The organism is Shinella zoogloeoides, from assembly GCF_030733845.1.
In the GTDB taxonomy this organism is placed as follows: domain Bacteria; phylum Pseudomonadota; class Alphaproteobacteria; order Rhizobiales; family Rhizobiaceae; genus Shinella; species Shinella zoogloeoides_C.
In genome coordinates this window covers 2,562,935-2,588,903 of record NZ_CP132311.1, presented here as the reverse complement: position 1 = coordinate 2,588,903, position 25,969 = coordinate 2,562,935, and the positions used below count along the sequence as shown (strand labels likewise).

Sequence of the window (25,969 nt, the reverse complement as noted above, 5' to 3'; positions counted from 1 at the left end):
GAACCCATGGGCAAGATCATACTCAAGAAGGTCAACAAGTCCTTCGGCGCGACGCAGGTCATTCCGGGCATTGACCTGACCATCGAGGACGGCGAGTTCGTCGTCTTCGTCGGCCCGTCGGGCTGCGGCAAGTCCACGCTGTTGCGCCTCATCGCGGGACTGGAGGACACCACATCAGGCGCGATCGAGATCGACGGGCGGGACGTCACCGGGGAGGCGCCGGCAAAACGCGGCCTTGCCATGGTGTTCCAGTCCTATGCGCTCTACCCGCATATGAGCGTCGCCAAGAACATCGCCTTTCCGCTGAAGATGGCGAAGATGGACCAGGCGGCGATCGACAGGAAGGTGACGGAAGCGGCGCGCGTGCTCAACCTCACCAACTATCTCGAACGCCGTCCGGGCCAGCTGTCCGGCGGCCAGCGCCAGCGCGTGGCCATCGGCCGGGCGATCGTACGCGAACCGTCGGCCTTTCTCTTCGACGAGCCGCTGTCCAACCTCGACGCGGCGCTGCGCGGCACGATGCGGCTGGAGATCAGCGAGCTGCATCACCAGCTGAAGACCACGATGATCTACGTCACGCACGACCAGGTCGAGGCCATGACCATGGCCGACAAGATCGTGGTCTTGAACGCCGGCAATATCGAGCAGGTCGGCTCGCCGCTCGATCTCTACAACAAGCCCGACAACCTCTTCGTCGCCGGCTTCATCGGCTCGCCGCGCATGAACTTCGTCAAGGGCGAGGCCGCCAGACCCTACAACGCGCCGACCGTCGGCATCCGGCCGGAGCACATCAGGCTCTCCAAGGAGAGCGGCGCGTGGAAGGGCGTCGTGGGCGTTGCCGAGCATCTCGGCTCCGACACCTTCCTGCACGTCAATGTCGAGGGCATCGGCATGATGACCGTGCGCGCCGACGGCGACTTCCCCGTCACGCACGGCGATACCGTCTGGCTCACCCCCGATGATGGACGCATCCACAGGTTCGACGACAAGGGAATGGCGATCCGATGAGCAGGCTGGAAGGCAAGAGCGCGCTGATCACGGGGTCGGCGCGGGGCATCGGGCGCGCCTTCGCCGAGGCCTATATCCGCGAGGGCGCACGCGTCGCCATCGCCGACATCAACATCGAGCGCGCCGCCGCGACGGCGAAGGAGATCGGCCCGGCAGCCTATGCCGTCGAGATGGACGTGACGCGGCAGGACTCCATCGATGCGGCCATTGCCGCCTGCGTGGAGAAGGCCGGCGGGCTCGACATCCTCGTCAACAATGCCGCGCTGTTCGATCTCGCGCCGATCGTCGAGATCACGCGGGAGAGCTACGACAGGCTGTTCTCCATCAATGTCGCCGGCACGCTCTTCACGCTGCAGGCGGCGGCCAGGCAGATGATCGCACAGGACCGCGGCGGCAAGATCATCAACATGGCCAGCCAGGCCGGCCGGCGCGGCGAAGCGCTCGTCGCCGTCTACTGCGCCACCAAGGCGGCGGTCATCAGCCTCACCCAGTCGGCGGGCCTGAACCTCATCAAGCACGGCATCAACGTCAATGCGATCGCGCCCGGCGTGGTCGACGGCGAGCACTGGGACGGCGTCGACGCGCTCTTTGCCAAATACGAGAACCGTCCGCGCGGCGAGAAGAAGCGGCTGGTGGGCGAGGACGTCCCCTTCGGCCGCATGGGCACCGCCGACGACCTCACCGGCATGGCGATCTTCCTCGCCTCGCAGGAGAGCAACTACGTCGTCGCCCAGACCTACAATGTCGATGGCGGCAACTGGATGAGCTGAGTCCGCGCCAGCGGACCGACGACGCCAAGACCGGACAAACCGGAAGGAATGGACCATGACCACGAAACTGTCGCTCGCCACCCTCGGGGATATCTCGAAGACCGCAAGCGTGCCGGCCTATGCGCGCGCCGATCTTGCGGCCGGCATCGTCCACTTCGGCGTCGGCAATTTCCACCGGGCACACCAGGCGGTCTATCTCGACGACCTGTTCAATCTCGGCCTCGACCACGACTGGGCGATCGTCGGCGCGGGCGTGCTGCCGTCCGACGCGGCGATGCGCGACAAGCTTGCGGGGCAGGACTTTCTGACCACCGTCGTCGAGCAGGACAACAACCGCTCCGGCGCCCGTATCACCGGCGCGATGACCGACTATCTCACACCCGGCAATGCGGCGGCGACCATCGCCCGGCTTGCCGATCCCGCCATCCGCATCGTCTCGCTGACGATCACCGAAGGCGGCTACTTCATCAACCCGGCCTCCGGCGTCTTCGACCCGGCCCATCCGGCGATCGCCGCCGACGCTGCCGATCCTGCCGAGCCGAAGACGGTCTTCGGCCTCATCCTTGCCGGCCTGAAAGCCCGCAAGGACAAGGGTGTCGCGCCCTATACCGTCATGTCCTGCGACAACATTCCCCACAACGGCAAGGTGACCCATGCGGCCGTTTCCGGCCTTGCGCGCCTCTCCGACCCGGGTCTTGCCGACTGGATCGATGCGAATGTCGCCTTCCCGAACGGCATGGTCGACCGCATCACGCCGGCGACCGGCGCGCGCGAGATCGGCATCGTGGCGGACGACTACGGCATCGACGATGCCTGGCCGGTCTTCTGCGAAGAGTTCAAGCAATGGGTGCTCGAAGACAAGTTCCCCGAGGGGCGTCCGGCCTTGGAGACGGTCGGCGTGCAGTTCGTGCCCGACGTCGCGCCCTACGAGCACATGAAGATCCGCATCCTCAACGGCGGCCATGCGGCGATCGCCTATCCGGCGGCGCTGCTCGACATCCACTTCGTGCACGAGGCGATGGAGGATCCGGATATCCGCGCCTTCCTCGCCAAGCTGGAGCGCGAGGAGATCATCCCCGTCATCCCGCCCGTGCCGGACACGGACCTCAACGATTATTACGCGCTGATCGAGCGCCGTTTCTCCAACCCCAAGATCGCCGATACGATCCCGCGGCTTGCGCAGGACGGCTCCAACCGCCAGCCGAAGTTCATCCTGCCGTCCACCGCCGACCGGCTGTCGCGCGGCGAGGACGTTACCGGCCTCGCGCTCGTCTCGGCGCTGTGGTGCCATTACCTTGCCGGCACCACCGACAGCGGCAAGGCCATCACCTTCAACGACCCCAATATCGACCGCATCCACGCCGCGGCGACCGCCGCGAAACTCGACCCCGCCGCCTTCCTGCAACTGAAGGATATCTTCGGCACCGTCGCGGAATCCGACCTCTTCCGCACGCGCTTCGCCAATGCCCTCAAATCCCTCCAGCAGAACGGCACACGGCCGACATTGAAGCGCTATCTGGAAAACACGCTGACAAACTGAGCTCCACCCCATCCGGGGCTTTCCATCGACGAGGGCAGACAGTACCACGGAGGCCCGAACACGGAACGGAAGCCATGGCCGCCAGAGCGACAGAACTCGTCATCTTCGACTGCGACGGCGTGCTCGTCGACAGCGAGCCGATCTCGATCACGGTGCTGGTCGAGGCGCTGGCCGCGGCGGGCGTCGCGATGAGCGAGGCGGAGGCGCATGAGCGGTTCCTCGGCCGCAGCCTGAAAAGCATGTCGGAAATCCTGCACGACGACTACGGCCTTGCCATCGACGCGGCCTTCCTCGAAGCCATGCGCAAGGTACTTTACGAGCGGTTTCGCGCGGAACTGCGGCCGATCGAGGGCATTGCCGAGACGGTCGATGCGCTCGGTATTGCCCATTGCGTCGCCTCTTCCAGCCAGCCGGAGCGCATTCGCCTGTCGCTTTCCGTCACCGGCCTCATCGACCGCTTCGAGCCCAACATCTTCAGCGCCAGCATGGTCGCCCGCGGCAAGCCGGCGCCTGATCTCTTCCTGCATGCCAGTGCCGCGATGGGCGTGGCGCCCGGCGACTGCGTCGTCGTCGAGGACAGCCCGGCCGGCATCGCGGCAGCGAAATCCGCCGGCATGCGGGTCGTCGCCTTCACCGGCGGCTCCCACGCGCGCAGCCCGGAGCACCGCGAAAGCCTGCTGAGCCTCAAACCCGACGCCCTGTTTGACGACATGCGGGATTTGTTACAGTTTGTCCGCGCGCAAGAGGACGGCGGGAAAGAGCATTGATGGGCGATCTGATCGTTGCGGTGGACATCGGCACCGGCAGTGCCCGCGCCGGCGTGTTCGACCGGAGCGGCAGGCTTCTCGGGCGATCCGAGCATCCGATCGCCATGCGCCGGCCGAGCGCCGACCGCGCCGAGCATGATTCGGAAAACATCTGGCAGGCGGTCTGCGCCGCGGTGAAGGCGGCGTGCCGGGTGGCCGGCGCGGATACCGCCCGCGTGGCCGCTTTCGGCGTCGATGCGACATGCTCGCTGGTCATGCGGGATGAGGCGGGCAAGCCGCTTGCCGTTTCCGGCGGCGAGGATGCCCGCTGGGACACCATCGTCTGGCTCGATCACCGCGCGCTGGAGGAAGCCGATTTCTGCACGGCGACGAAGCATCCCGTGCTCGCCCATTCCGGCCATGTCATGTCGCCCGAAATGGAAATGCCGAAGCTCATGTGGCTGAAACGCCACCAGCCGGAGCAATGGGCCAAGGCCGGATATTTCTTCGACCTTGCCGATTTCATCACCTGGCGGGCGACCGGCTCGAATGCCCGCTCGCGTTGCACGATGACCGCCAAGTGGAACCATCGCGCCCACGAGAAGGAGCGCTGGAGCGAGAGTTTCCTGAAGGCGATCGGGCTCGAGGACGTGCGCGAACGTGGATCGCTGCCGGACGAAACGGTTCCGGTGGGCAATGCTCTGGGGCGGCTGACGCCGGACGCCGCGCATGATCTCGGGCTGAGCGCGGAGTGCGTGGTCGCGACCGGCCTGATCGATGCCTATGCCGGCACGCTCGGCGTGCTCGGCCGCTTCGCCGGCGAACCGGAAACGCTGGAGCGCCAGTTCGCCTTGATCGGCGGCACGTCGAGCTGCATCGTCGCCTTCTCGCGCAGCGAAAAATTCGGCTTCGGCATGTGGGGCCCCTATTACGAGGCGGTGCTGCCCGGCTGGTGGCTGGTCGAAGGCGGGCAATCGGCGACGGGCGCACTGCTCGACCATATCGTGCGCGCGCATAGCGCCGGCGGGGAACCCGACGCGGCGAACCATGCGCGCATCATCGCCCGCATCCGCGCGATGCGGCAGGAGGAGGGCGACGGCTTCGCCGCGCGACTGCACGTCCTTCCGGACTTCCACGGCAATCGCTCGCCGCTTGCCGATCCGCACGCGCTCGGCGTCATCAGCGGCCTTGCGCTCGATGCCTCCTTCGATGGGCTCTGCCGGCTCTACTGGCGCACCTCGGTCGCCATCGCGCTCGGCATCCGCCATATTCTCGAAAAGCTGGGCGAATGCGGCTATCGGCGCGATACGCTGCACATTGCCGGCGGGCATGTGCACAATCCGCTGCTGCTGGAGCTTTACCGCGACGTCACCGGTTGCCGCATCGTGGTGCCGGAGACCGGCGATGCGGTTCTTCTCGGGACGGCGATGGTCGCGGCAACGGCCGGCGGCCTCTATCCCGATCTTGCTGCTGCCGGTGCGGCCATGTCGCCGGGCGGCACGGTGTTGCTGCCGGATGCCCGCCGCAAGGCCGGCTACGACCGCGATTATCGCCGCTTTCTGGCCCTTGTCCGCCACCGGGCGGAGCTGGAAACGATCGACTGAAAAAAACTTGAAAAAAATCTCCAGCCGAGTGGAACCAAATCGCAGGCTACGTGTTTTCATGTCGTCACCGGTCTGCGCATATCCCCCCAAATGCGAGGCCCTCGACCGGTGATCGACCACGATACCGTGTCCCCCTCCGGTCCGTGGATACTCAAGCAGCCAGTGCCCCCCAGGCGCTGGCTGTTTTCTTTGTGCTTTGTGAAAACAAGACAAAGGCGGCGGTGGGCGTGCCGTCCCACCGCCGCCGCCGCGCCGCCGCTGCGGCTATCCGGGAGCGAGATTAGGCCGCTGCGCGGGTCTGCGGCGTAAAGAGAAGCGCCTGGTTGATCAGCACCTTCACCTGTTCGGGGTTGAAGGGCTTGGAGACGAGGAAGGCCGGCTCGGGCCGCTCGCCCGTCAGGAGCTTTTCCGGGTAGGCGGTGATGAAGATGACGGGGATATCCGTGCGGGACAGGATGGTGTTGACGGCATCGATGCCGGAAGAGCCGTCCGCCAGTTTCACATCGGCCAGAACGAGGCCGGGGCGGCTGTTGCTCCACAGCGTTTCGGCTTCGGCCTGCGTGCGGGCGATGCCGGTGACCCGGTGGCCCATGCCGGCGACCATATGCGCGAGGTCGAGCGCGATCAGCGGCTCGTCCTCGATGATCATGATGCCGGTCTCGGCCTGCGCCGCGATTTCGGCAAAGGCGGCGTCCAGCAAGGAGCGGATGGTGTCGGCCTCCGCCTCGAGAATGTCCGCGGTCTTCTCGACCGTGAAGCCTTCGACGGTCGCGAGCAGCAGTGCCTGGCGGCCGAGCGGGGGGACGCTGGAAAGGTCGAAGGGCACTTCCGCGCCCGGTACTATGGCGCCCGCGCCGCGGCTCATCGAAACGGGGAGGGAAGAAATGATGCGGCTGAGCAGGCCGAAGAGCCTAGCCTTGTCGTCCCCGCCCGCCGGCATCACCGTGGGATCGATGAGGATGGTTTCGAGCGTGGCGGCAACATAGGCGTCGCCGGAGGATTGGGTTCCCGTAAGCGCGCGTGCGTAGCGGCGGAGCGCGGGAAGGTGCGGCCCGATGCGGTCGGAAATCGGCATGATGTGGTCCCCTGTTCTCGATTTGCTGCAATGGCAGTTGACGGTTTGAACGCGGAAGCCAATTTTAGGTTCCAGGGGCGGGAACTTTTTTTGACGCTAGGCATTTCCAAGCCGAATTCGTCACCAGGTGAGTGAACATGAAAGTGGCCAAGAGTGAATAGCGTGAATATGAAAACGAACGCGAGCCGGCCCCCCAGAAAACCGGATGATCCCAATGCACAGATTGCCGTAAAACTGCGTGCATTCTACCATTCGGTACAGGACGAGGCTCTTCCCCAGAGATTCCTGGATCTTCTCGAGAAATTGGATGCTGTCGAAAACAGTGTGCAAAGGGTCGAGTGAGGACGTGATGGATCAGGGACAGACTACTTTCAAACGTGAGTTGCTGGCGGTTCTGCCAAGCCTGCGCGCCTTTGCGATCTCCTTGATCGGCCGCCACGACCAGGCGGACGACCTCGTTCAGGACACGATCATGAAGGCCTGGGCAAAGCAGGAACAGTTCGAAATGGGCACGAACATGAAGGCCTGGCTCTTCACGATCCTGCGCAACGAACTCTATAGCAAGATGCGCAAGCGTGGCCGCGAGGTGCAGGATTCCGACGGTATCTTCACGGAGAACCTGGCGCAGCACCCGTCGCAATACGGTTCGCTCGACATGCAGGATTTCAAGAAGGCGCTCGAAAAGCTGCCCGACGAACAGCGCGAGGCGATCATTCTCGTCGGTGCCTCGGGCTTTTCCTATGAGGAGGCCGCGGAAATCTGCGGCTGCGCCCTCGGAACGATCAAGAGCCGCGTGAACCGCGCCCGCCAGCGCCTGCAGGAGCTTTTGCAGGTGAGCGGCGAAAGCGATTACGGTCCCGACGCGGTATCGGCGCCTATCACGTCGCGTGCCTTCGCATCCTGATAAAGAAACGGACGCCGCCCGTTGTGATGGCGGGCGGCGGAAAGATTGAGGGGGAAGAAGCGAATTTTCGCCCATCTCGCGCAACGCGGGTGAAAACGGGCGTGGAATCGCTTACCGAAAAGGTATGAAGGACAACGTTCAGCCATTCACGTCCGATGTTGCTGCGGTTCTGGAGGCTCCGGACCGCCTGGCGGTGCTCGCTGCCGCCGTGCCGGTCTTTCTCGGCCCCGATCCGGATTTCGACGATATCGCCGCGCTTGCGGCGGGGCTTTTCTCCGTGCCGATCTCGCTCGTCACCATCCTCGGCCGCACCGATCAGTGGTTCCTCGCCCGTGAGGGCACGCCGGATATCCGCGCGCCGTCGGCGGACTCGTTCTGTGCGCGCATGATCGCCGAATGTGCCGGAAACCCGCTCGTCATACCCGACGCCCGCAAGGATGCACGCTTCGCCAACTTGCCGAGCGTCACCGGTGCGCCGCATCTGCGGTTTTACGCCGGGGCACCGGTCTTGCTCGGCGGAGAGGCGATCGGCACGGTCTGCGTCTTCGATGTGAAACCCCATGCGCGCATCGCCCCGGACCTCGTGCCGCGGCTTGAACGGCTGGCCTCGCTTGCCGCCTCGCTCGTCAAGCTGAAGGACGAGGCGCGGCGGCGCCTGCTGGCGGCGGAAGCCCTCTCGCGGGACGAGAAGCGCCATGCGCTGGCCCTGGATGCCGCCAATGTGGCGAGCTGGCTGTGGGACATTTCGAGCGGTGTCGTCTCCGGTAACGAAACATTCTACCGCATGCTCGGCGTCAAGCCGGCAAAGCCGATGAGCGCACGGCGGTTCTTCTCGTCAGTGCATCCGGCCGATCGCAAGGCCACCATCGGGCGGCTGCGCGATGCGCTCGTCAGCGGCAAGGAATATGACGGCCTGTTCCGTGCGGCAAAGTCCGGCCGCTGGCTGCTCGGCCGCGGCCGCGTGCATGAATGGGATACGGACGGGCGGCCGACCGTGTTCCTCGGCATCAATGTCGACGTCACCGACGGGCAGCTCGCCTCCGAGCGCACGCGGCTCCTGCTGCGCGAACTCAACCACCGGGTCAAGAACACGCTCGCCATGCTGCAATCGCTGGCGCGCCAGACGCTGCGGCAGACCAGCGATCCCGTCGAGTTCATGGATGCCTTCGCGGGCCGCCTGCAATCGCTGTCCGAGGCGCATGGCCTGCTCAGCGATCATGAATGGGGCGTGATCCATCTGAAGATGCTGCTGCAAAAGCAGATCATGCCCTATGCGATGGATTACGAAGCCCAGGTGGAAATCCACAAGGACGAGGTGGAGCTCGGGCCTGACCAGGCGGTCGGCCTCGGTCTCGTGCTGCATGAGCTTGCCACCAATGCCCGCAAATACGGCTCGCTCTCGGTACGCTCGGGCAAGGTGGTGATCACGGCGCGGGTGATGAACGAGGATGGCCAGCGCGTGCTCAACATGACCTGGCACGAGGTGGGCGGGCCGCCGGTCAAGCCGGAGGGACGGCGCGGTTTCGGCTCGGTGCTCATCGAGCGCAGCCTGGACAAGATCCTCGGCAGCAGTGTGCATGTCGAATATCTGCCGAAAGGCGTGACGGCGGTCGTGCGCATGCCGCTCTGAGCGGCACACTTTCCAGAACAACTGGAATGATGGGATCAGTCGTCGTCGCGGCGGGATTTCGGCGCGAGCAGGAAGCCGAGCGCGAGCGCCACGGCAGTCGCAGCGAGAGGCTTTTTCACGGCGACGGTCGCGGCGGCGGCCATCAGGTCGCGCCGGGCGGCAAGTTGCTGGCGGCGGATGCGGCGCAGTTCGCGCTCCCGCTTGTTGCGGGCGGCGACGACGGCGAGCACGATGAGCGCGAGGACAAGGAAACCGCCAGCAAGGCCGAAGAGGGCCGGGACCGTGCCGTAGTGGTCGGACAGCAGAACCGCCGCCCCGACGATGGCGAGCACATAGGCGGTGACAAGCAGGATGCCGATGAAGAGGCCGGCGATGGCACTGCGTTTGGCAATGTCGACGCTCTCATCCACCCGGTCGGTGACACGGGTAACGAGGTTCTGGATGAGAATGGCCCCCAAGGACAACATGCCGTTTACGCTCCGAATGGAAGGATGAGCCAGCTAGGCCCGGATGGGACGCCGAACGGCGCCCCGGGTCGTGCGATGGCCAGATCAGCGCCGCAATAGGGCGGCGAGGACGAAACCAGCCGCGGCGGCGATGCCGAGCGTCGCGAGCGGGTGGTCGTGCACGGCCTTGCGCGCCTTGCGGCCGGAATCCTGGTAGCGGGCCTGAAGCTCGGCAAGGATGTCCTCGCCGGCGGCGATCATGTCGCGGACATCGGTTTCCGCGCGGTCCTTCAGGCCGTGCGCGGCGTCGCTGACCTCGGCCTTGACGGCGCGGGCCTTCTTGCGGATGCCGCTTGCGCCGCTCGAGGCGTCGCTGGCCAGGGCGCTGGCAAGGGAGGCGATCTCCGCGCGCAGTTCCGCGATCTGCTCTTCGACAGCCTGGGCTTCGTCCTGAAGCCCGTTGCGAAGGGTCTTGCTGCGGGATGAAAACAGTCCGTTGGCCATGCCGTTGCTCCTTTTGCGGGTCGCCCGCGACGGGCGCGGGCCGAACAGCGCTCCACCCCCTTGGCGGAACGGTCTTCCGGGGCAATAAACGTGGATGGCGGCAAAAGGTTCCGTAAGGTGCTGGAAAATCAGGCCGAAGCGGTGTGCGGCAGCACGAAGGGCACACCGGCGGCGGGCACGCCGTTGATGCGCATGCGGCAACCGAAGATGGCTTCCATGGCATCGTCGGTCATGACGTCGGCCGGCGGGCCGGACCGTTCGATGCGGCCGTTCTTCATCATCACCATGTGGTCGGCGAACATCGCCGTCAGGTTGAGATCGTGCATGACGGCGATGACGCCGCCGCCGCCTTCGCAGTAGCGGCGGGCGAGCTGCATGATGGTGAGCTGGTGGCGGATGTCGAGTGCGGAGACCGGCTCGTCGAGCATCAGGAAGCACGGCTCGCCGTCGAGCGTCGGTTCCCAGATCTGCGAGAGCACGCGGGCAAGCTGCACGCGCTGCTGCTCGCCGCCGGAAAGCTCCTGATAGAAGCGGCCGGCAAAGCCTGCGAGATCGACGGCGGCGAGCGCTTCGGCGGTGACCGCGTCGATACGATCCGCATGGCGGTTCGGGCCGACGGTGAGGCCGAGGCGAACGATCTCGCGCACGGTGAAAGGGAAGGCGATGGTCGCGGCCTGCGGCAGCACGGCGCGCTTGACGGCGAGCTGCCAGGGTTCGAGCGCGCGGATGTCGTGGCCGTTGAGGGTGATGTCGCCCTTGCTGGCGAGTTCCCCTGCGATCGCCTTCAGCGTCGTCGTCTTGCCGGAGCCGTTGGGGCCGACGATGGCGGTGAGTTCGCCGGCCTTCGCCTCCAGGGCCACGCCATGCACGATGGTCTTGCCGGAGAGGCTGACCGTAAGGTTCTTTGCGGTGATCATGATGTTTCTACCAGCCGTTCCGCGAGCGGTCGCGCAGGAGCACCCAGAGGAAGAAGGGCGCGCCGGCAAGCGCGGTGATGATGCCGATCGGCAGTTCGGCGGGCGCGACGATGGTGCGCGCCAGCATGTCCGCGCCGAGCATCAGCACGCCGCCGAGCAGCGCCGAGGCCGGCAGCAAGTAGCGGTGGTCCGGACCGATGACGATGCGCAGGAGATGCGGCACGACGATGCCGACGAAGCCGATGCCGCCGCTGACGGCGACGGAAGCGCCGACCGCACCGGCGACGGCGACGACCGCGATATATTTCAGCCGCTGCACCTTCACGCCCATGTGGAAGGCGGCCGCCTCGCCGAGCGTGATCGCGTTGAGGCCGCGCGACAGGAAGGGCACGACGAGCAGGGCAAGCACGATGATCGGCCCGGCGGTGAAGAGCTTCAGCCAGGTCATGCCGGAGAGCGAACCGAGGCCCCAGAAGGTGATGTCGCGCAACTGCTTGTCGTCGGCCATGTAGATAAGGATGCCGGTGACGGCACCCGCAAGCGCGGAGATCGCGATGCCGGCGAGCAGCATGGTGGCGACGGAGGTCTGCCCGCCGCGCGTGGCGATGCGGTAGAGCAGCAGGGTCGTCAGGAGGCCGCCGGCGAAGGCGGCGATCGGCAGGGCATAGGCGCCGAGCGTGAGCATGACGCCGGCCGGCAGGCTGCTGCCGAGCACGATCATCAGCACCGCGCCGAGCGCCGAGCCGGAGGAAATGCCGACGAGGCCGGGATCGGCGAGCGGATTGCGGAAGAGGCCCTGCATGACGGCGCCGGACATGGCGAGCGCGCCGCCGATGAGGAAGCCGAGCAGGGCGCGGGGCATGCGGATGTCGAAGACGATGATGCGGTCGCGCACGCTGAGCGCGGTGTCTTCCGCGCCGCTGAGGAGCGCGCCGATGACGCCGACCGCGGAAGCGTCCGAGGCGCCGGTCGCGATCGACAGCGCGAGGGCGACGATCGAGAGCACAACGAGGAAGGCGAGCGTCAGACGCGCGATCGCCGTCCGGTCGCCGGCAGCCCGGGATCGGACGGAGCGCATCAGGACGGAACCGCGCGCAAGCGGATCGCGCACGGCATCATTGAGAGACATTGCCGGCCTTGCCGTAGAGCTTCTTGTTGAGGTCAGTGATGGCCGAGGCGGTGCGCGGGCCGAAGCCGAGCAGATGCAGGCCGTCCATGCGCACCACCGCCTTGCTCGCGGCGGCCGGGGTCACCGAGATGGCGGGATGCGCCAGGATTTCCGCGTCGCTGCTGCCGTGGCCGGGGCGCATCATGACCATGATGACGTCGGGCTTGGCGTTGATGATCGCCTCGTCGGTGATCGGCTTGTAGCCCTCGAAGGTGCCGTCCGTGGCGTTGATGCCGCCGGAAAGGCCGATGATGCCGTCGGCGGCGGTCTTGTTGCCCGCAGCCATGACGCGGCCGCCCTGGAAACTCAGGATGAAGAGCACGCGCTTGCGCTCGGCTTCCGGCCGCTTGGCGGCGTCGGCGATGGCGGCGTCGAGCTCCGCGCCGACCTTGGCTTCCAGTTCCTTCGCCTTTTCCGGCACGCCGAGGAAGGTGCCGACGACGTCGATCTTCCTGAGGATCGCCGCGCGGTCGTAGCCTTCCGGCACGGTCTCGAAGGGGATGCCGGCGCTCTTCAGCACGGCGAGCGCATCGGCCGGGCCGCTGCCCTCGACGGCGAGGATGGCGGTCGGGTTCACGGCGATGACGCCTTCCGGCGAAAGCGCGCGCATGTAGCCGACATCCGGCAGCTTCATCGCTTCCTCGGGATACATGCTGGTGGAATCGCGGGCGACGAGCCTGTCTTCCTCACCGAGCGCATAGACGATTTCCGTGATGGCGCCGCCGATCGACACGAGCTTCGACGTGTCGACTTGCTGCATTTCCTGCGCGACGGCCTTGCGGATGAAGCCGCCGTCGCCGTTCGCGGTGAGCGGCAGCAGCAGCGGGGCCGACAGCGCAAAGACGGTGAGGGCCACTTCCCACGGGCGGGCGCGGCGGAAATCGAAGCTCTTGCTCATGGTAGCGGTCCTTCGCGGGTTTTGGGCTCAGGCGGCGACGCTGTCCGGGCGCGGCAGGCTGTCGAGGATCTCGCGCCAGTCGGCGCGCTCCGTCATGCCTTCCTTCCGCTTGCCGAAGAACTGGACGATCATCTCGCCGTTCGCGTCATAGGCTTCGAGCGAGGTGACGTGGCCGTCGGAGGTCGGCTTGCGCACCACCCAGCACTCGGCGATATGGTCCGTGCGCAGGTGCATGTGGAAGGTCGGGTCGAGCACGTTGATCCACGGACCCATTGGCTGGATGTTCTTTACCGGGCCGGTGTGGATCTGGATCGTGCCGTGGTTGCCGACGAAGCACATGATGTCGGCGCCGCGTTCGGCCGAGGCGCGCAGCAGCTCGGTAACGGAATCGGCGCGCACCTCATGGGCGAAATCCTCGCCGACGCTGCGCACGGCGTCCTGGCGGGCGATCTTCAGCTTGCGCAGCATGCCGAAGAACTGATGGGTGTCCGTCATGGCGCTCCAGCTTTCGCGCAGCGCCGCGACGTCGACCGGGCCAGTCTCGACGGTCTTTTCCGTGATGACCTCGACGAATTCCTGCGACTGGTCCTCCAGGCGGAAATCGGCGACGATCGCCTCATAGGCTTCGAGGTTGGATGCCGGGCGCAGATGCACCTTATGCACGGCCTCGCCGGCCTTGTCGAAGAACTGCAGGCTGTGGCGCACCTGGTCGCCATCCGTCTTGGTCACGGCGAAACCATGGGCCCAGGTGCCGGGGAAGATGCGCAGGTCGATGTTCTCGCCGAGGACGATGGAGGCGTGCTTGCCGGTGTTGATCTTCTCGAAGACGCCGATCTTCTCGTGCACGACGCTCTCGTTGCGGGTGAGCGCCATGACCTCGCCGAGCGCTTCCGAACGCTCCAGGAACCGGTTGGCGTCGCCGTCGATGCGCACGGCCGTGAGGCCGACTTCCGCCGCCACGAGTGCTGCCTCCGAAATGCGGAGCTGGGCGGCGATGTCTCGCTCGCGCATCTTCGGGTTCTCGGCGCGGAAGGCGCGGATTTCGGCGGGAGTCGGTCGGGTCGTGTCGGTCATGGGCGCGGCCTTCATAAAATGCGTGGTGCCATTCCCGCCTCCACCATCCCTTCCGCTGAAATTTTCGTGGCGGAACAGGGGTTTGACAGGTTTTTTGGCGTTTACTATCTTGACTTCATTACTCATATTTATTTATGCACGCAATACCGGTGCCATAAAGTCATGTTAATTCTTTGACGAGTGCCGTACAACAGATCTGGCCGGCGCCCCGGCGAAAACGTGAACAGGCGAGCTCATGACCGTACGTACCCTTCTCCTCTCCGCGCTATTTTCCGCTGTCGCTGTTTCCGGCGCCGCAGCACAGGAGGCCGCGGCGGCCAAGGGGCTGGATGTGGAGCTCAACGCGCTGGCAGGCTCCCAGAAGGGCTGCCTCTTCACCTTCGTCGCCCAGAACGGCTTTGCGCAGAACGTTTCCAAGGTCTCGTTCGAATTCGTGATCTTCAACGACAAGGGTACCGTCGAGCGCCTGGCGTTGCTCGATTTCCGCGACCTGCCGGCGGGCAAATCCAAGGTGCGCCAGTTCGACGTGCCCGGCATCAAGTGCGAGAGCGTGAAGAACCTCCTGATCAACGATGCACCGGTCTGCGAGGGCGAGGGGCTGGAGAAAGGCCGCTGCATGGACGGCATCGTCACGCGCAGCAAGGCGACGGCCGGCCTCGAAGGTTGAGTGACGAGTAGCGCGGCGCATGATGCGCGGCGACGCATGAAACGGAACGACGGGTGACTATCATGGCTGGAAGCAAGTGGCTCTGGATCGGCGCGGGCGCCCTTTCCTTGCTCGCCCATGCCGGCGCGGCCGCAATCCTCACAATGACGCCTGCGCAGCAGGAAGAGGAAGCGCTGATTGCCGGCGGCGTCGTCGCCGAAGTGGCGATGCTCGGCAACGGCGCTTTCGAGGCGGTGGAATCCGGCAATCCCGAAGATGTGATCACGCCCGAGACGATCCAGCCCGACGTCACCGAGCCGCAGGAAGTGGCGGAAATCCAGCCGACCGAGATCCAGCCCGAAGTGACCGAGATCGCGCCGGTCGATCCCGTTGTGTCCGAGCCGGTGCAGGAGCTGATCGTTCCCTCGGCCGAGGTGGAGATTGCCGCCGTCCCGGTCCCGGAAATCAAGCCGGTGATCGAGCCGGAGGAGGAGATCAAGCCGGTTCCGGAAGTGAAGAAGGAAAAGCCGGTCAAGAAGGTCGAGCGCAAGAAGCCGAAGCAGAAGGTCGTCAAGAAGGCCGGCGAAAAGGGCAAGGCCAAGGCCAATGCCTCCAAGGGTGAAGTCGATGGCTCGGAAGACGTGAAGACTGCGGCCGTGGGCGGCCAGAAGAAGGGCAATTCGTCCGCCGCCGGCAACGCCGCCGTGAGCAATTATCCCGGCAAGGTGCGCAACAAGATCAACCGCGCCAAGCGGCGTGTTTCGGGCGGCGATCGCGGCAGCGTGGTGGTGAGCTTCGTCGTCGGTTCCGGTGGCCAGGCGAGCGGCATCCGCGTCGCGCGCAGCTCCGGCAGCGCGGCGCTCGATCGGGCGGCGGTCGATTCGGTGCAGCGCGCGGCCCCCTTCGCGAAGATCCCGGAGGCTGCGGGCAAGTCGTCCTGGGCCTTCAACGTGCCGATCGTCTTCAACTGAGAGCTTCTTTTCCCGCCGTCCTCCAGCCGGCGGGATTTTTTTGTCAGAAAATATGACTTTCCTAGTCATGTTTATACTTTACTCTGAAAATCAAGTTTTGTAGGTTGCCCCCGAACTGAGGCTCCGCCCATGCGGAGTGCCAAAGGGGAATGCTGCATGAATGTGATGAGTGCGGGCCGCATGGAAGCGGTCTTGAAGGCAACGATCGCCGAACGCGACCGGCGTATCGCCGACCTGGAGCGGCAGCTTGCCGCGCTGAAGAAGCAGATGGCGGCCGTGCCGCAGGACGCCGTAGCCGCCGAGCCGGTCGCGCCTCGGGTTGAAGTGCGGGCGCCGCAGGCGCCCCGCAGCGTGGAAGTCACCAAAGTCAAGCGCCGGACCGGCGAAGCGGAGAGGAAGGCGATGCGCGAGAAGCACAGGCAACAGCAGCAGGCCCGCCGGCGACAGGACGGCAACGAGGCCGAGAAGGCGGACAGCAAGGCGGGGCTCGAGGGGCGCAGCTTCCTCTATGTCGGCGGCCGCGACTGCCAGGTGGCGCATCTGCGCCAGATCGCCAGCTCCTACGGCGCCAATCTCATCCACCACGACGGCGGCCTGCGCGAGGCGGTCTCGCGCATCGACAACGTGCTTCCCTCGGTCGACTGCGTCTTCTGCCCCATCGACTGTATCAGCCACGATGCCTGCATCCGCGTGAAGACGGGCTGCAAGAAGTGGGAGAAGGCCTTCGTGCCGCTGCGCAACGGCAGCAAATCCTCCTTCGAGCGCGCCCTGCAGAGCATGACACAGGGAGACAATGTCCAGTGAACGACGAAAGACCCGAAGCCTTCATGATGATCGGCCTGCACAAGCTTGCGGCGCAGAACGGCGACGGCCTCGTGCCGGAACTCTATGCCCTGCTGACGCGCCGCGCGGACATGCTTGAAAGCGAGAATGTCACGGAATTTCCGGTGCACAGCGCCCGCCCGCCGGCCCGCGGTGTGAATTTCGAAGGTGCGGGCGTTCTTGAAGCGCGCAACGATAATGTCGTAGCCTTCCCTGTGCCGCGCCGCACGCGGCGGGATTCGTTCTGACAGAAAGGCCTTCCCATGTTCGTTGCCATGAACCGCTTCCACATTGTCCCCGGCCATGAGGAAGCCTTCGAGAATATCTGGAAGGGGCGGGAATCGAGCCTGGCCGAGATGCCGGGCTTCCAGTCCTTCCATCTTCTGCGTGGCGACACGAACACCGAGGAGGGCTATACGCTCTTCGCTTCCCATACGATCTGGGCGAGCAAGGACGACTTCGTCGCATGGACGAAATCGGAAAACTTCCGGCAGGCCCACAAGAATGCCGGCGACAACCGCGGCATCTATCTCGGCCCGCCGAAATTCGAAGGGTTCACCGCTGTCGTCGGCGCCTGAGCGCGCGGCGACCATATCCATGATCCGCACGGCAATCTCCAGCGCTTCGGCCATGTTCCGAAGCGCCGGGATCAGGCGTCCTTGCGCGGCAGGAAAGCGCCAAGCGCCACCGCCAGCCATCCTGCCATCATGACGACGCCGCCGGTCGGCGCGGACATCGGGAACAGTCCGTGCCCGGTGGAATGGCGGAACACGAGATCGCCGGCAAAGAGCGCCGTGCCGATGATCAGAAGAATAGCGGCGAGCGGAGCGGTGCGCATGGACGGCCAGGCTGCGTAAAGCGCGATCAGCGCCGGTGCGTGGGCGAGGCACATGGCGGAGGCGCCCGCCATCAGGCGCGGATCGCTGCCATGGGAGGCGGCGGCCGCGGTGACGACACCGGCAAGGCCCATCAGGCCGGCAACGAGAAGGCTGGCCGAGCGAAGCGAGAAGGACATCGGTTTCATTCCTGGTTCTGCATGTGATGGGCGAGCCGCGTCACCGGATCGAGGATGATCTTGCGCAGGCCTTCGCCCGGCACCGTCTCCTCCAGCGCGCGCACGAAGCAGAGCAGCCATTCGTCCCGTTCCGCCGGGCCGATCGGCGCCACGAAGTGGCGGCGGCGCAGCATCGGGTGGCCGCGTTTTTCCACATAGATCGGCGGTCCGCCAAGCCAGCCGGTGAGATATTCGTAGAACTTCTCCTCGCTGCCCGAGAGGTCGGGCGGATGGATGGCGCGGCACCGCGCCGCCTCCGGCAGGGTATCCATCAGCTCGTAGAAGCGGCGTGTCAGCGCGCGCACGCCCGCATCGCCGCCGACCGCTTCGTAAAGCGTGATCGTCTCGCGCTGCCGCCCCGGGTCGTCGCTCGTATCCATCATGGCCGCGTTTTAGCGCCGGCCCATCCTTCGCGCAATGGCAGGCCTTTCGCTGCGACGAAGCGCGCAACGGGCTGCACTTTCATAATTGACAAGAAACCGTCTAGACGGTATGTTTTTGGCATGAGCAAGGCCCACCACCGCAAAAAGCATCCCGAAGCCGTCCGCCAGCAACTGCTGGAGGTCGCGGCACGGCTGTCACTTGAGAAGGGGCCTGCAAGCGTGACGCTCGACGCGGTCTCGCAGGCGGCCGGCGTCAGCAAGGGTGGCCTGCTGCATCATTTCCCCAACAAGCTGTCGCTGCTCGACGGCCTGTTCGACGATCTCACGCAGAAGTTCGACCGGGCGCTTGCAGAGCGGATGCGGGACGACCCCGAGCCGAAGGGGCGCTTCACGCGGGCCTATGTCGCCGTGTGGTTCCTGCCCGACGGCATGGCGGACGGCGACCAATGGAAGGTGCTGACCGTCGCGCTCATCTCCGAGCCGCATCTGCGCGAACGCTGGCGACAATGGGTGGAACGGCAGCTTGCGGAAAATGTCGGCACGGATTCCGCGCTCGATGCCGTGCTGGTGCGCTACGCCGTCGATGGCCTGTGGCTTGCCGACCTGCTCGGCACGCCAGCGCTGGACGCGACGACGCGTGCGGCCGTGCTGGAGCGCCTGCTGGCGCTTTCGCGCACCTGATATCCCGAATTTCGCGCCGGACAAGGCGCCCGTTGGCGCTGCTTGCGCCGGAGACACGTCATGAACCTCACCGCCGTCTACGCCGTCCTCGTCGTCGCCATCGTCTTCGAGGTGCTCGGCACCTCGGCCATGCAGGCCGCCCAGCACTTCACGCGCCTCGTGCCGACCGTGATGATGGTGGTCTGCTATGCCATCGCCTTCTTCTTCCTCTCCTGGAGCCTGCGCTACGTTCCGGTCGGCATCGCTTACGCGATCTGGAGCGGGCTCGGCATCGTGCTGATCTCGCTCGTCGGTTATTTCGCTTTCGGCCAGAAGCTCGACCCGGCCGCCATTTTCGGCCTCGGTCTCATCATCGCGGGCGTTTTAGTGTTGAACCTTTTCTCCAAGTCGACATTCCACTGAAAGGCGCTGGAATCGTCACGGCCCCCGCTTGCCAAGAAAGGGGTCTGGTTCTATCGGTTCCGACGAATTGAAAGCGGTTTCAATTCTTGGCTTCAAAGGAACGGCACATGGCAATACGCACCATCGTATGGGGTGAGAACATCCACGAGCAGACGAACGCGGTCGTCCGTTCGATCTATCCGGACGGCATGCACAACACGATCGCCGAGGCGCTCAACGCGGATCCTGATATCGCCGCCACCACCGCCACCCTGCAGGAGCCGGAGCATGGGCTGACGGAAACACGGCTTGCCGAGACGGACGTGCTCGTCTGGTGGGGCCACAAGGACCATGGAGCGGTCAGCGACGAGGTGGTCGAGCGCGTGGCAAGGCGGGTGTGGGAAGGCATGGGGCTTCTGGTCCTGCATTCCGGTCATTTCTCGAAGATATTCAAGCGCCTGATGGGCACGCCCTGCGCACTGAAATGGCGCGAGGCGGGCGAGCGCGAGCGCGTCTGGGTCGTCAATCCACGCCATCCGATCGCCGAAGGCCTCGGCGAGAACTTCGTGCTGGAAAACGAGGAGATGTATGGCGAGCAGTTCTCCGTGCCGGAGCCCTTGGAAACGGTGTTCATTTCCTGGTTCGCCGGCGGCGAGGTCTTCCGTTCGGGCCTCACCTGGCGGCGCGGCGCGGGCAATATCTTCTATTTCCGGCCGGGCCACGAGACCTATCCGACCTATCACGACACCACTGTCCGGAAGGTGCTCGTCAATGGCGTGAAATGGGCCTTTAACCCGCAGGGCACCTACGCGGCGATCCACGATGCGCCGAACGTGCCGGTCGAGAAGGCGCTGGAGCCGATCGTCGAGCGCGGGCCGAAACTGCATGAAGCCGGCGAAGCCGGTTACCGCTGAGGCGAACGATGCGTCTGCTCATTCTTGGAACAGGCGGCATGGCCAATGCCCATGCCAAGCACTTCGCTGCGATCGACGGCGTCGATCTCGTCGGCGCCGTGGACGTGGACCCCTCGCGCGCCAAGGCGTTTGCCGATACGCACGCCATTCCTAACGTCTTTACCTCGCTGGAAGACGCAATCGCCTGGGACGGCTTCGATGCCGCGACCAATGTGACACCGGACCGCGCGCACCATCCCACGACGCTGGCGCTGCTGGCGGCCGGAAAACACGTTATGTGCGAAAAGCCGCTGGCGGAAAACTACGCCAAGGCGGACGAGATGGCGCGCGCCGCCGAGGCGTCCAGCCTGGTCACCATGGTGAACCTCACCTACCGCAATGTCGCGCCCTTGCAGAAAGCGCGCGAGATGGTGCTCGCCGGCGAAATCGGCCATGTGCGCCATGTCGAGGCCTCCTACCTGCAAAGCTGGCTCGTCTCGAAGGCCTGGGGCAACTGGGCGACGGAGAGCCAATGGCTCTGGCGGCTTTCCACCCGGCATGGCTCGAACGGCGTGCTGGGGGATGTCGGCATCCACATCCTCGACTTCGCCAGCTACGGCGCGGCGAGCGACGTCGAGCATGTCTTCGCGCGGCTCAAGGCCTTCGACAAGGCGCCGGACAACCGTATCGGCGAATACGATCTCGATGCGAATGACAGCTTCACCATGACCGTCGATTTCGCCAATGGCGCGCTCGGCGTCATCCATTCCAGCCGTTGGGCGACCGGTCATCTAAACGAGCTTCGCCTGCGCATGCATGGCGACAGGGGCGCCCTCGAGGTCGTCCACTCGACCGAGGGCTCGAAGCTGCGCGGCTGCCTTGGCGAGGATGTCGAAAAGGCCGTCTGGCGGGACATCGACGCCGGCACGGTGCCCACTAACTACCAGCGCTTCGCCGCCGCCGTCGCCGCGGGACAAAAGATCGAGCCCGGCTTTCGCCACGCCGCCGAGCTTCAGAAGGTCCTCGACCTTGCCATCGAGACCGAGAAGGGGCGCTGTGAACTGAAGGTCTGACCTAGAACGGGGCAGGGCCTGTCGATGCGCGAACGACGAAATCGACCGGCCAGACCTCCTGCAACGCCTCCGGCTTCTCGCCCTGCAACAACCGCAACGCCATATCGCCGATCCGCTCGCCCGCCGCGCGGATCGGCGATTGCGTCGTGGTGAGCGCCGGCACGAGATTGTCGGGGCTGAGATAGGGGAAGACGTCGTCATGGGCGATGAGCGAGACGTCGTCGCCGAGGGCAAGGCCCGCAATGCGGATCGCCCGCATGGCGCCGAGCGCCGACATCATCGATCCGGCGATGACGGCGGTTGGCGGGGCGGGCAGGGCAAGGAACGATTGCATCAGCCGGAAGCCGGTCTCGTCCGTGAATTCGCCGTAGCCAACCAGCGCTGGATCGGCCTGAAGGCCGCGAGCCGCGAGCGTCGTGCGCCAGGCGTTCTCCCGATCTCGTGCGTAGGTGCTGGCCGTGTCGCCATTGATGAGTGCGATGCGGCGGTGGCCGAGATCGCTGAGGTGTTTCGTCGCCGTTGCGATCGCGCCGAAATTGTCGATATCGAGAAAGGCGAAGGGTTTTTTCGCCTCGCTGCGGCCATGCACGATGAAGGGCAGGCCCAGCGCCTGCAGAAGCGCGATCCGCGCATCCGTGCAGGCGGGCGTGTGCACGATCACCGCATCCACCCGCTTGCTGGCGGCGAGCCGGCGATAGGCGGCCGCTTCCTCCTCCTCCGTCTCGACGGTCGAGACGAGAATGTCGATGCCGTCCCGTTGCAGGCGCGTAGAAAGCCCACCCATGAACTCGCTGGAATGGGGGCCGAAACGCCCGCCGCCCTGGAAGACGATGCCGATCGCACCGGCCCGGCCGGTCGCCAGCCGCTGCGCGCTGATGTTCGGCCGGTAGCCGAGGCGCTCGGCCGCCTCCAGCACGCGGGCGCGGGTCTCCGGTTTCACCTCCGGATATCCGCTCATCGCCCGGCTCACTGTCGTCTGGGAGAGGCCGATGCGGGCGGCAAATTCCTTGAGGTTCATCCTGTCTCCCTGCATGCGGTCGGTCGATCGCGGCCTTTATGAACCTTCCGGCGCGGTGCGGCAAGCAAGCGTCTGATAGAGCGCCGGGAGGTTCATGGCGTGTTCGAAAGCTGCACGCTGATGATCCGCAAAGGTTGTAAAATCGCGCTTGAAATTTGTCAAAGGCACGTTAAAGTCTAGATATTAGCGATCAGGTTGTGCTTGAAGGGCTTCATTGCCCTCCGTGGATGCTGTTCGCATAACGGCAAGCGAAAGGGGTAAACCCGGCTTGCCTTGACGACTTCTTTCGGGGCAGGGGACGGCGCCGGAGGATTTTCACGACGATTTTCGGGGGAAGACCATGCAGGCGAGCTCTGACATGCCAGCCGCAACGGGTTCGGCTGCGCGCGCGGACCTGCGGCCTGAACGCCTTGAAGCCGGGGTTCGCCGGTGGCTGAACTGGGCCCGCGTGCGGATAGGCAGGGCCGCGGGACGGCCCGCCGTGCCGCTTGTCTATACCCGCGGCGAGACCGGCCGGCGCCCATCCTATCTGCGTGTTCTGGAGCGTCTGTTCGGCGCCCGCCGGGCTGGGCTACGCGACCTCTTCCTTTCCCGCGCGCCGGTGCTGTTCCTGATGGTCGAGGAGGCTTTCCTTCTCTATGTCGCGGTCGGCCTGCTGCGCGCGCTCACCGGTCGGCGCACGGCGGGCCTGCTGCTGCGTCCGATGCCGCTTGCCGCGTCGCCCCGCTGGCAATGCCGCTGGAAGCGGGCGGTGCTGCAAAGGTTGAAGCCCTGCCGTTCCGTCCAGACCTTGACCATCCTGCCGTTCAGCGTCTTCCCGGGTTTCGCGTCGATTGCGGACGGCTGGATTCATGACTTCCAGCTCTGGGACCTGGCAGAGGAGGAGCGCAAGGCCGTGAACCTCCTGCGCGCCGAGCGGCGGTCGGGCGACCGGCTGGTCCTGACGGCGATCGGCAGCCAGAGCGCGCAGAAAGGGTTCGATCTTTTTGCCGATATCTATGCCCGGTCGGCCGGGTTGCGCGGGCGTTACCAGTTCATCGCCTGCGGCAAGGTGGTGCAGGAAGCGGGCGAGCATGCCGCCGTGCTGAGCGAGGCGGGCGGCGTGATGGTCGATCGCACGGTCAGTGATGCCGAATTGCTCGGCGCCTATGCGGCGAGCGATACGGTCTGGTGCCTTTTCCCGCGGGTCGGCGACCATGCGACCGGCATTCTCGGACGCGCGGTGCAGCTCGGCATCCCGGTCGTCGTGCGCCAGGGCTCGCTCGCCCATCGCCTGTGCATCATCGAGAACCTGCCGCATATCGCGGCCGCCGTGGAGGATGCCGCCGAGCGGCTTGCCGGCCCGCTGCCGCCGCGCGATGAGAAGCGTGGGCGCCTCGCGGCCTTGCGCTTTGCCGAAGAGAGCGAGGCGACCCTTCGCGCCGCCCTCGGCCTTGCCGTCGTGAAGGCGGCGTCCGTCGCTTAGGGGTCAGGCGAGGCGCTTACCGTCGTCGCCGATCACCTTTTCCCCGTCCTCCTTCGAAAACGGCCCCTTGTGCGTGTCTGGCAGAATATCGAGCACGACTTCCAACGGCCGGCAGAGCCGTGTCCCGAGCGGGGTCTTCACGAAGGGGCGGTTGATCAGGATCGGCTCGGCAATCATGTGATCGAGCAGGGTGTCGTCCGAAAGCGCGGGATCGGCGAGGCCGAGCGCGGCATAGGGCGTATCCTTCTCGCGCAGCGCCGCGCGCACGGTAATGCCGGCGGCCGCGATCATCGCCCGCAATTCGGCCTTCGACGGTGGCGAGGCGAGGTAATCGACGACCGTGGGCTCGATGCCGGCATTGCGGATGAGGGCGAGCGTGTTGCGCGACGTGCCGCATTTCGCATTGTGGTAGATGATCGCATCCATGGTTCGGCCTTTCACGGGGAGTGTTTTGCCGCATGGCATACGGAATGTGCGCTTCCCGTCAAGCGGGATGCGGCTTGACCACTGCCGGACGACAGGCCGACCGGCGCATCCCCGTCGCCCCGGCGCGAAGCGGCCAGCCACGAGCAAGTTATTCATGCCATAGGCTGAGGCCGGAACGGATGGATGCGCCCGAAGCCTTTCGCTCGTGAAAGATTTCCGTTCCGGTGCCGTGACGTGCTGGAGAGCCTTGATGAACCGTGTCGTACTTGCCCGCTATTCCGAACCGCTGGAGTGGATCAAGCTGATCCCCGACGACTTCGAGGTCATCATCTACAACAAGGGCGACAGGATCGACTCGCCCGGCGTCCTGCAGCGCGCCAGCCAGATCATCGACCGCCCCAACGAGGGGCGGGAGTCGGAAACCTACCTCCATCACATGCTGACGGACGCGCGGGACGACGACGGCTTCACCGTCTATGCCCAGGGCGGCCCCTTCGAGCACAGCCCGGATTTCATCAGCCTCCTGCACACCTGGAAGAACTGGGACGACCTGCAGCCGATGTCCTGGCAATGGCTTTCCGACAAGAAAGTGCCGCCGCCGCTCCTCCTTGCCGAATACGAACGCGGGCTGTTCGGCCGGCCGCGCGTGCGCCTCGAGCGGTTCTCGCTGCTGACCTGGGGCCCGATCGACTTCATCGACCAGGGCGCCTGGGGCATGGGCAACGTCTATCGCGCCATCCATGGCGGCCTGCCCGACGGCACCAACATCGCCAGCCACTTCCTCAGCCTCGCCAAGCTCGACGACCTGGCGGCGGAGGCCGAGCGGCACATGGTCGGCGTGTTCTCCTACGGCGCCATCTTCGCCGTCCGCAACAGCCGGGTTGCCGCGGTTCCCGCCGAATCCATCGACATCCTGCGCAATCTCGCGGTGTCCGGCGTCGCGGTCTACGGCTACATCCTCGAGCGCCTGTGGCTGCATCTTTTCGGGGAAAGGTTCGACCTGCCGAAGTTCGCGCCGCGGCCCTTGTGACGGCATTTGGCCGAATGCGGGTCTTGTAAAGCTTCACCGGCGCCGTCGATACGCAATCAGTCTGGATATCCAGAAAACGGAGAAATGCCTTGTTCAACCCAGCCCCGAACCTGACGAAACTTGCCAACCATTTTGGGTCTGACAAGGGGGATGTCGTCCACCACGCGCACAACTACGCGCCGCTCTATTCATTCCTGTTCGGCGGCTTTCGCGAGCAGCCGTTCTACATGCTGGAAATCGGCCTCCAGATCGGCCCGCAGAACCAGGAACTTGCGGCAACCCGTATCTCGGCGACCGCGCCTTCCGTCGAGATGTGGCTCAACTTCTTCCCGAACGCCTATGTCTACGGCGTCGACATTTCCGATTTCTCGTCCCTCAACGACCGCGACCGGTTCACCTTCTTCCATTGCGATGCGGGCTCGCGCGACTCCCTGATGGAGTTCAAGCGCAACACGCCGCCGCTCAAGATCATCGTCGATGACGGTTCGCACTGCCCCTACCACCAGCAGGTCGCTTTCTCGGAACTGTTCGAAAAGCTGCAGCCGGGCGGGTTCTACGTCATCGAGGACCTGCACTGGCACAATCAGGAAGTCGACGACATCCTGCCGCCAACCCCGCGGACCGAGGAGGTCTTCCAGAAATACATCCTCACCGGATTGCTCGACAGCCCGCATGTCAACGAGTTCAAGCGGGAGATCATCCAGTCCCAGATCGCCAACGTGTTCGTGCATTGGGACGAGCGCGGCGGAACGGATCACTGGAGGATCAAGATGATCGCGATCCAGAAGAAGTGAGCCGACCTTCGCCCGCCCGCGACGATCCGGGCGGACACCTCGACCCAA

The 25,969-nt window shown here is 65.4% G+C and carries 30 protein-coding genes and 1 pseudogene; 20 read left to right on the top strand and 11 right to left on the bottom strand.

Features of this window, described 5'->3' with window-relative positions:
- Window positions 1-6 precede the first annotated feature (6 nt).
- The 5 genes from Q9316_RS13840 to Q9316_RS13820 all read left to right on the top strand — a co-directional run bounded on the left by Q9316_RS13840 (window position 7) and on the right by Q9316_RS13820 (window position 5,668).
- A complete protein-coding gene (locus Q9316_RS13840; protein ID WP_306032182.1) occupies window positions 7-1,008 on the top strand; it encodes an ABC transporter ATP-binding protein in 1,002 nt (333 codons plus the stop codon).
- Window positions 1,005-1,778 (top strand): L-iditol 2-dehydrogenase, encoded by a 774-nt coding sequence (locus tag Q9316_RS13835; protein ID WP_306032181.1) that lies wholly within the window; start codon window positions 1,005-1,007, stop codon window positions 1,776-1,778. Before Q9316_RS13840 ends, Q9316_RS13835 begins: the two co-directional genes overlap by 4 nt.
- Before the next feature lie 55 nt (window positions 1,779-1,833).
- Window positions 1,834-3,318: a mannitol dehydrogenase family protein gene (locus Q9316_RS13830; protein WP_306032179.1), complete on the top strand. Its 1,485-nt coding sequence runs from the start codon at window positions 1,834-1,836 to the stop codon at window positions 3,316-3,318.
- Window positions 3,319-3,392: 74 nt separating this feature from the next.
- Entirely contained in the window at window positions 3,393-4,085 is a 693-nt protein-coding gene (locus Q9316_RS13825) for an HAD family hydrolase (RefSeq protein WP_306032178.1), read from the top strand.
- Window positions 4,085-5,668 (top strand): FGGY-family carbohydrate kinase, encoded by a 1,584-nt coding sequence (locus Q9316_RS13820; protein WP_306032177.1) that lies wholly within the window; start codon window positions 4,085-4,087, stop codon window positions 5,666-5,668. The genes Q9316_RS13825 and Q9316_RS13820 overlap by 1 nt, the downstream gene beginning before the upstream one ends.
- Before the next feature lie 280 nt (window positions 5,669-5,948).
- On the opposite strand, the gene Q9316_RS13815 is transcribed toward Q9316_RS13820, so the two are convergent.
- The gene (locus tag Q9316_RS13815; protein WP_306032176.1) at window positions 5,949-6,743 is read right to left on the bottom strand and encodes a response regulator; all 795 of its coding nucleotides are present in this window, start codon (window positions 6,741-6,743) and stop codon (window positions 5,949-5,951) included.
- Window positions 6,744-6,911: 168 nt separating this feature from the next.
- Here Q9316_RS13815 and Q9316_RS13810 point away from each other — a divergent pair, with 168 nt between their 5' ends.
- The 3 genes from Q9316_RS13810 (at window position 6,912) to Q9316_RS13800 (ending at window position 9,277) form a co-directional block, all read left to right on the top strand.
- Entirely contained in the window at window positions 6,912-7,085 is a 174-nt protein-coding gene (locus Q9316_RS13810; protein ID WP_306035302.1) for a NepR family anti-sigma factor, read from the top strand.
- A gap of 7 nt (window positions 7,086-7,092) precedes the next feature.
- Entirely contained in the window at window positions 7,093-7,647 is a 555-nt protein-coding gene (locus tag Q9316_RS13805) for an RNA polymerase sigma factor (RefSeq protein WP_306032175.1), read from the top strand.
- Between the two features lie 124 nt (window positions 7,648-7,771).
- A complete protein-coding gene (locus Q9316_RS13800) occupies window positions 7,772-9,277 on the top strand; it encodes a sensor histidine kinase (RefSeq protein WP_306032174.1) in 1,506 nt (501 codons plus the stop codon).
- Between the two features lie 35 nt (window positions 9,278-9,312).
- Here the strand turns inward: Q9316_RS13800 and Q9316_RS13795 are convergent, their stop codons facing one another.
- The 6 genes from Q9316_RS13795 to Q9316_RS13770 all read right to left on the bottom strand — a co-directional run bounded on the left by Q9316_RS13795 (window position 9,313) and on the right by Q9316_RS13770 (window position 14,284).
- Entirely contained in the window at window positions 9,313-9,744 is a 432-nt protein-coding gene (locus tag Q9316_RS13795) for a hypothetical protein (protein WP_306032173.1), read from the bottom strand.
- Window positions 9,745-9,828: 84 nt separating this feature from the next.
- On the bottom strand, window positions 9,829-10,227 hold the full coding sequence (locus Q9316_RS13790; RefSeq protein WP_306032172.1) for a glycine zipper domain-containing protein: 399 nt from the start codon (window positions 10,225-10,227) through the stop codon (window positions 9,829-9,831).
- A gap of 128 nt (window positions 10,228-10,355) precedes the next feature.
- Window positions 10,356-11,144, bottom strand: coding sequence for a heme ABC transporter ATP-binding protein (locus tag Q9316_RS13785; RefSeq protein WP_306032171.1), 789 nt, complete (start codon window positions 11,142-11,144; stop codon window positions 10,356-10,358).
- 7 nt (window positions 11,145-11,151) lie between these two features.
- A complete protein-coding gene (locus tag Q9316_RS13780; protein WP_306032170.1) occupies window positions 11,152-12,273 on the bottom strand; it encodes a FecCD family ABC transporter permease in 1,122 nt (373 codons plus the stop codon).
- Window positions 12,260-13,210: a heme/hemin ABC transporter substrate-binding protein gene (locus Q9316_RS13775; RefSeq protein ID WP_306032169.1), complete on the bottom strand. Its 951-nt coding sequence runs from the start codon at window positions 13,208-13,210 to the stop codon at window positions 12,260-12,262. The genes Q9316_RS13780 and Q9316_RS13775 overlap by 14 nt, the downstream gene beginning before the upstream one ends.
- A 27-nt stretch (window positions 13,211-13,237) precedes the next feature.
- Window positions 13,238-14,284, bottom strand: a complete 1,047-nt coding sequence (locus Q9316_RS13770) for a hemin-degrading factor (protein WP_306032168.1) — start codon at window positions 14,282-14,284, stop codon at window positions 13,238-13,240.
- A gap of 235 nt (window positions 14,285-14,519) precedes the next feature.
- Here Q9316_RS13770 and Q9316_RS13765 point away from each other — a divergent pair, with 235 nt between their 5' ends.
- The 5 genes and pseudogenes from Q9316_RS13765 (at window position 14,520) to Q9316_RS13745 (ending at window position 17,301) form a co-directional block, all read left to right on the top strand.
- Window positions 14,520-14,951 (top strand): hypothetical protein, encoded by a 432-nt coding sequence (locus Q9316_RS13765; protein ID WP_306032167.1) that lies wholly within the window; start codon window positions 14,520-14,522, stop codon window positions 14,949-14,951.
- 62 nt (window positions 14,952-15,013) lie between these two features.
- Window positions 15,014-15,901, top strand: coding sequence for an energy transducer TonB family protein (locus tag Q9316_RS13760; protein ID WP_306032166.1), 888 nt, complete (start codon window positions 15,014-15,016; stop codon window positions 15,899-15,901).
- Window positions 15,902-16,387: 486 nt separating this feature from the next.
- Window positions 16,388-16,705, top strand: a pseudogene (locus Q9316_RS13755) (DUF2325 domain-containing protein); the annotation flags it as partial.
- Window positions 16,702-16,971, top strand: a complete 270-nt coding sequence (locus tag Q9316_RS13750) for a hypothetical protein (protein WP_306032165.1) — start codon at window positions 16,702-16,704, stop codon at window positions 16,969-16,971. The pseudogene Q9316_RS13755 and the gene Q9316_RS13750, both read left to right, overlap by 4 nt.
- A gap of 15 nt (window positions 16,972-16,986) precedes the next feature.
- The gene (locus Q9316_RS13745; RefSeq protein ID WP_306032164.1) at window positions 16,987-17,301 is read left to right on the top strand and encodes an antibiotic biosynthesis monooxygenase family protein; all 315 of its coding nucleotides are present in this window, start codon (window positions 16,987-16,989) and stop codon (window positions 17,299-17,301) included.
- 71 nt (window positions 17,302-17,372) lie between these two features.
- Here Q9316_RS13745 and Q9316_RS13740 read toward each other — a convergent pair whose 3' ends face one another.
- Together Q9316_RS13740 and Q9316_RS13735 are read right to left on the bottom strand one after the other, a co-directional pair.
- Window positions 17,373-17,738, bottom strand: coding sequence for a DUF423 domain-containing protein (locus tag Q9316_RS13740; RefSeq protein WP_306032163.1), 366 nt, complete (start codon window positions 17,736-17,738; stop codon window positions 17,373-17,375).
- A 5-nt stretch (window positions 17,739-17,743) separates the two neighbouring features.
- Complete coding sequence (locus tag Q9316_RS13735) at window positions 17,744-18,157, bottom strand: group II truncated hemoglobin (protein ID WP_306035301.1); 414 nt, start codon at window positions 18,155-18,157, stop codon at window positions 17,744-17,746.
- A 123-nt stretch (window positions 18,158-18,280) separates the two neighbouring features.
- Here Q9316_RS13735 and Q9316_RS13730 point away from each other — a divergent pair, with 123 nt between their 5' ends.
- The 4 genes from Q9316_RS13730 (at window position 18,281) to Q9316_RS13715 (ending at window position 21,188) form a co-directional block, all read left to right on the top strand.
- A complete protein-coding gene (locus tag Q9316_RS13730) occupies window positions 18,281-18,841 on the top strand; it encodes a TetR/AcrR family transcriptional regulator (RefSeq protein ID WP_306032162.1) in 561 nt (186 codons plus the stop codon).
- A 60-nt stretch (window positions 18,842-18,901) separates the two neighbouring features.
- Window positions 18,902-19,243, top strand: a complete 342-nt coding sequence (locus Q9316_RS13725; RefSeq protein ID WP_306032161.1) for a DMT family transporter — start codon at window positions 18,902-18,904, stop codon at window positions 19,241-19,243.
- 107 nt (window positions 19,244-19,350) lie between these two features.
- Window positions 19,351-20,136: a ThuA domain-containing protein gene (locus Q9316_RS13720; protein ID WP_306032160.1), complete on the top strand. Its 786-nt coding sequence runs from the start codon at window positions 19,351-19,353 to the stop codon at window positions 20,134-20,136.
- An 8-nt stretch (window positions 20,137-20,144) separates the two neighbouring features.
- Window positions 20,145-21,188 (top strand): Gfo/Idh/MocA family protein, encoded by a 1,044-nt coding sequence (locus tag Q9316_RS13715; RefSeq protein WP_306032158.1) that lies wholly within the window; start codon window positions 20,145-20,147, stop codon window positions 21,186-21,188.
- Between the two features lies 1 nt (window position 21,189).
- On the opposite strand, the gene Q9316_RS13710 is transcribed toward Q9316_RS13715, so the two are convergent.
- Complete coding sequence (locus tag Q9316_RS13710; RefSeq protein WP_306032157.1) at window positions 21,190-22,206, bottom strand: LacI family DNA-binding transcriptional regulator; 1,017 nt, start codon at window positions 22,204-22,206, stop codon at window positions 21,190-21,192.
- 481 nt (window positions 22,207-22,687) lie between these two features.
- Between Q9316_RS13710 and Q9316_RS13705 the strand changes: the two genes are divergently transcribed.
- Window positions 22,688-23,671, top strand: a complete 984-nt coding sequence (locus Q9316_RS13705; RefSeq protein WP_306032156.1) for a hypothetical protein — start codon at window positions 22,688-22,690, stop codon at window positions 23,669-23,671.
- A gap of 3 nt (window positions 23,672-23,674) precedes the next feature.
- Here the strand turns inward: Q9316_RS13705 and arsC are convergent, their stop codons facing one another.
- Window positions 23,675-24,097, bottom strand: a complete 423-nt coding sequence (arsC, locus tag Q9316_RS13700; RefSeq protein WP_306032155.1) for an arsenate reductase (glutaredoxin) — start codon at window positions 24,095-24,097, stop codon at window positions 23,675-23,677.
- 250 nt (window positions 24,098-24,347) lie between these two features.
- Here arsC and Q9316_RS13695 point away from each other — a divergent pair, with 250 nt between their 5' ends.
- Entirely contained in the window at window positions 24,348-25,127 is a 780-nt protein-coding gene (locus Q9316_RS13695) for a hypothetical protein (RefSeq protein ID WP_306032154.1), read from the top strand.
- Between the two features lie 89 nt (window positions 25,128-25,216).
- Window positions 25,217-25,921 (top strand): hypothetical protein, encoded by a 705-nt coding sequence (locus Q9316_RS13690; RefSeq protein WP_306032153.1) that lies wholly within the window; start codon window positions 25,217-25,219, stop codon window positions 25,919-25,921.
- Window positions 25,922-25,969: the final 48 nt, after the last annotated feature.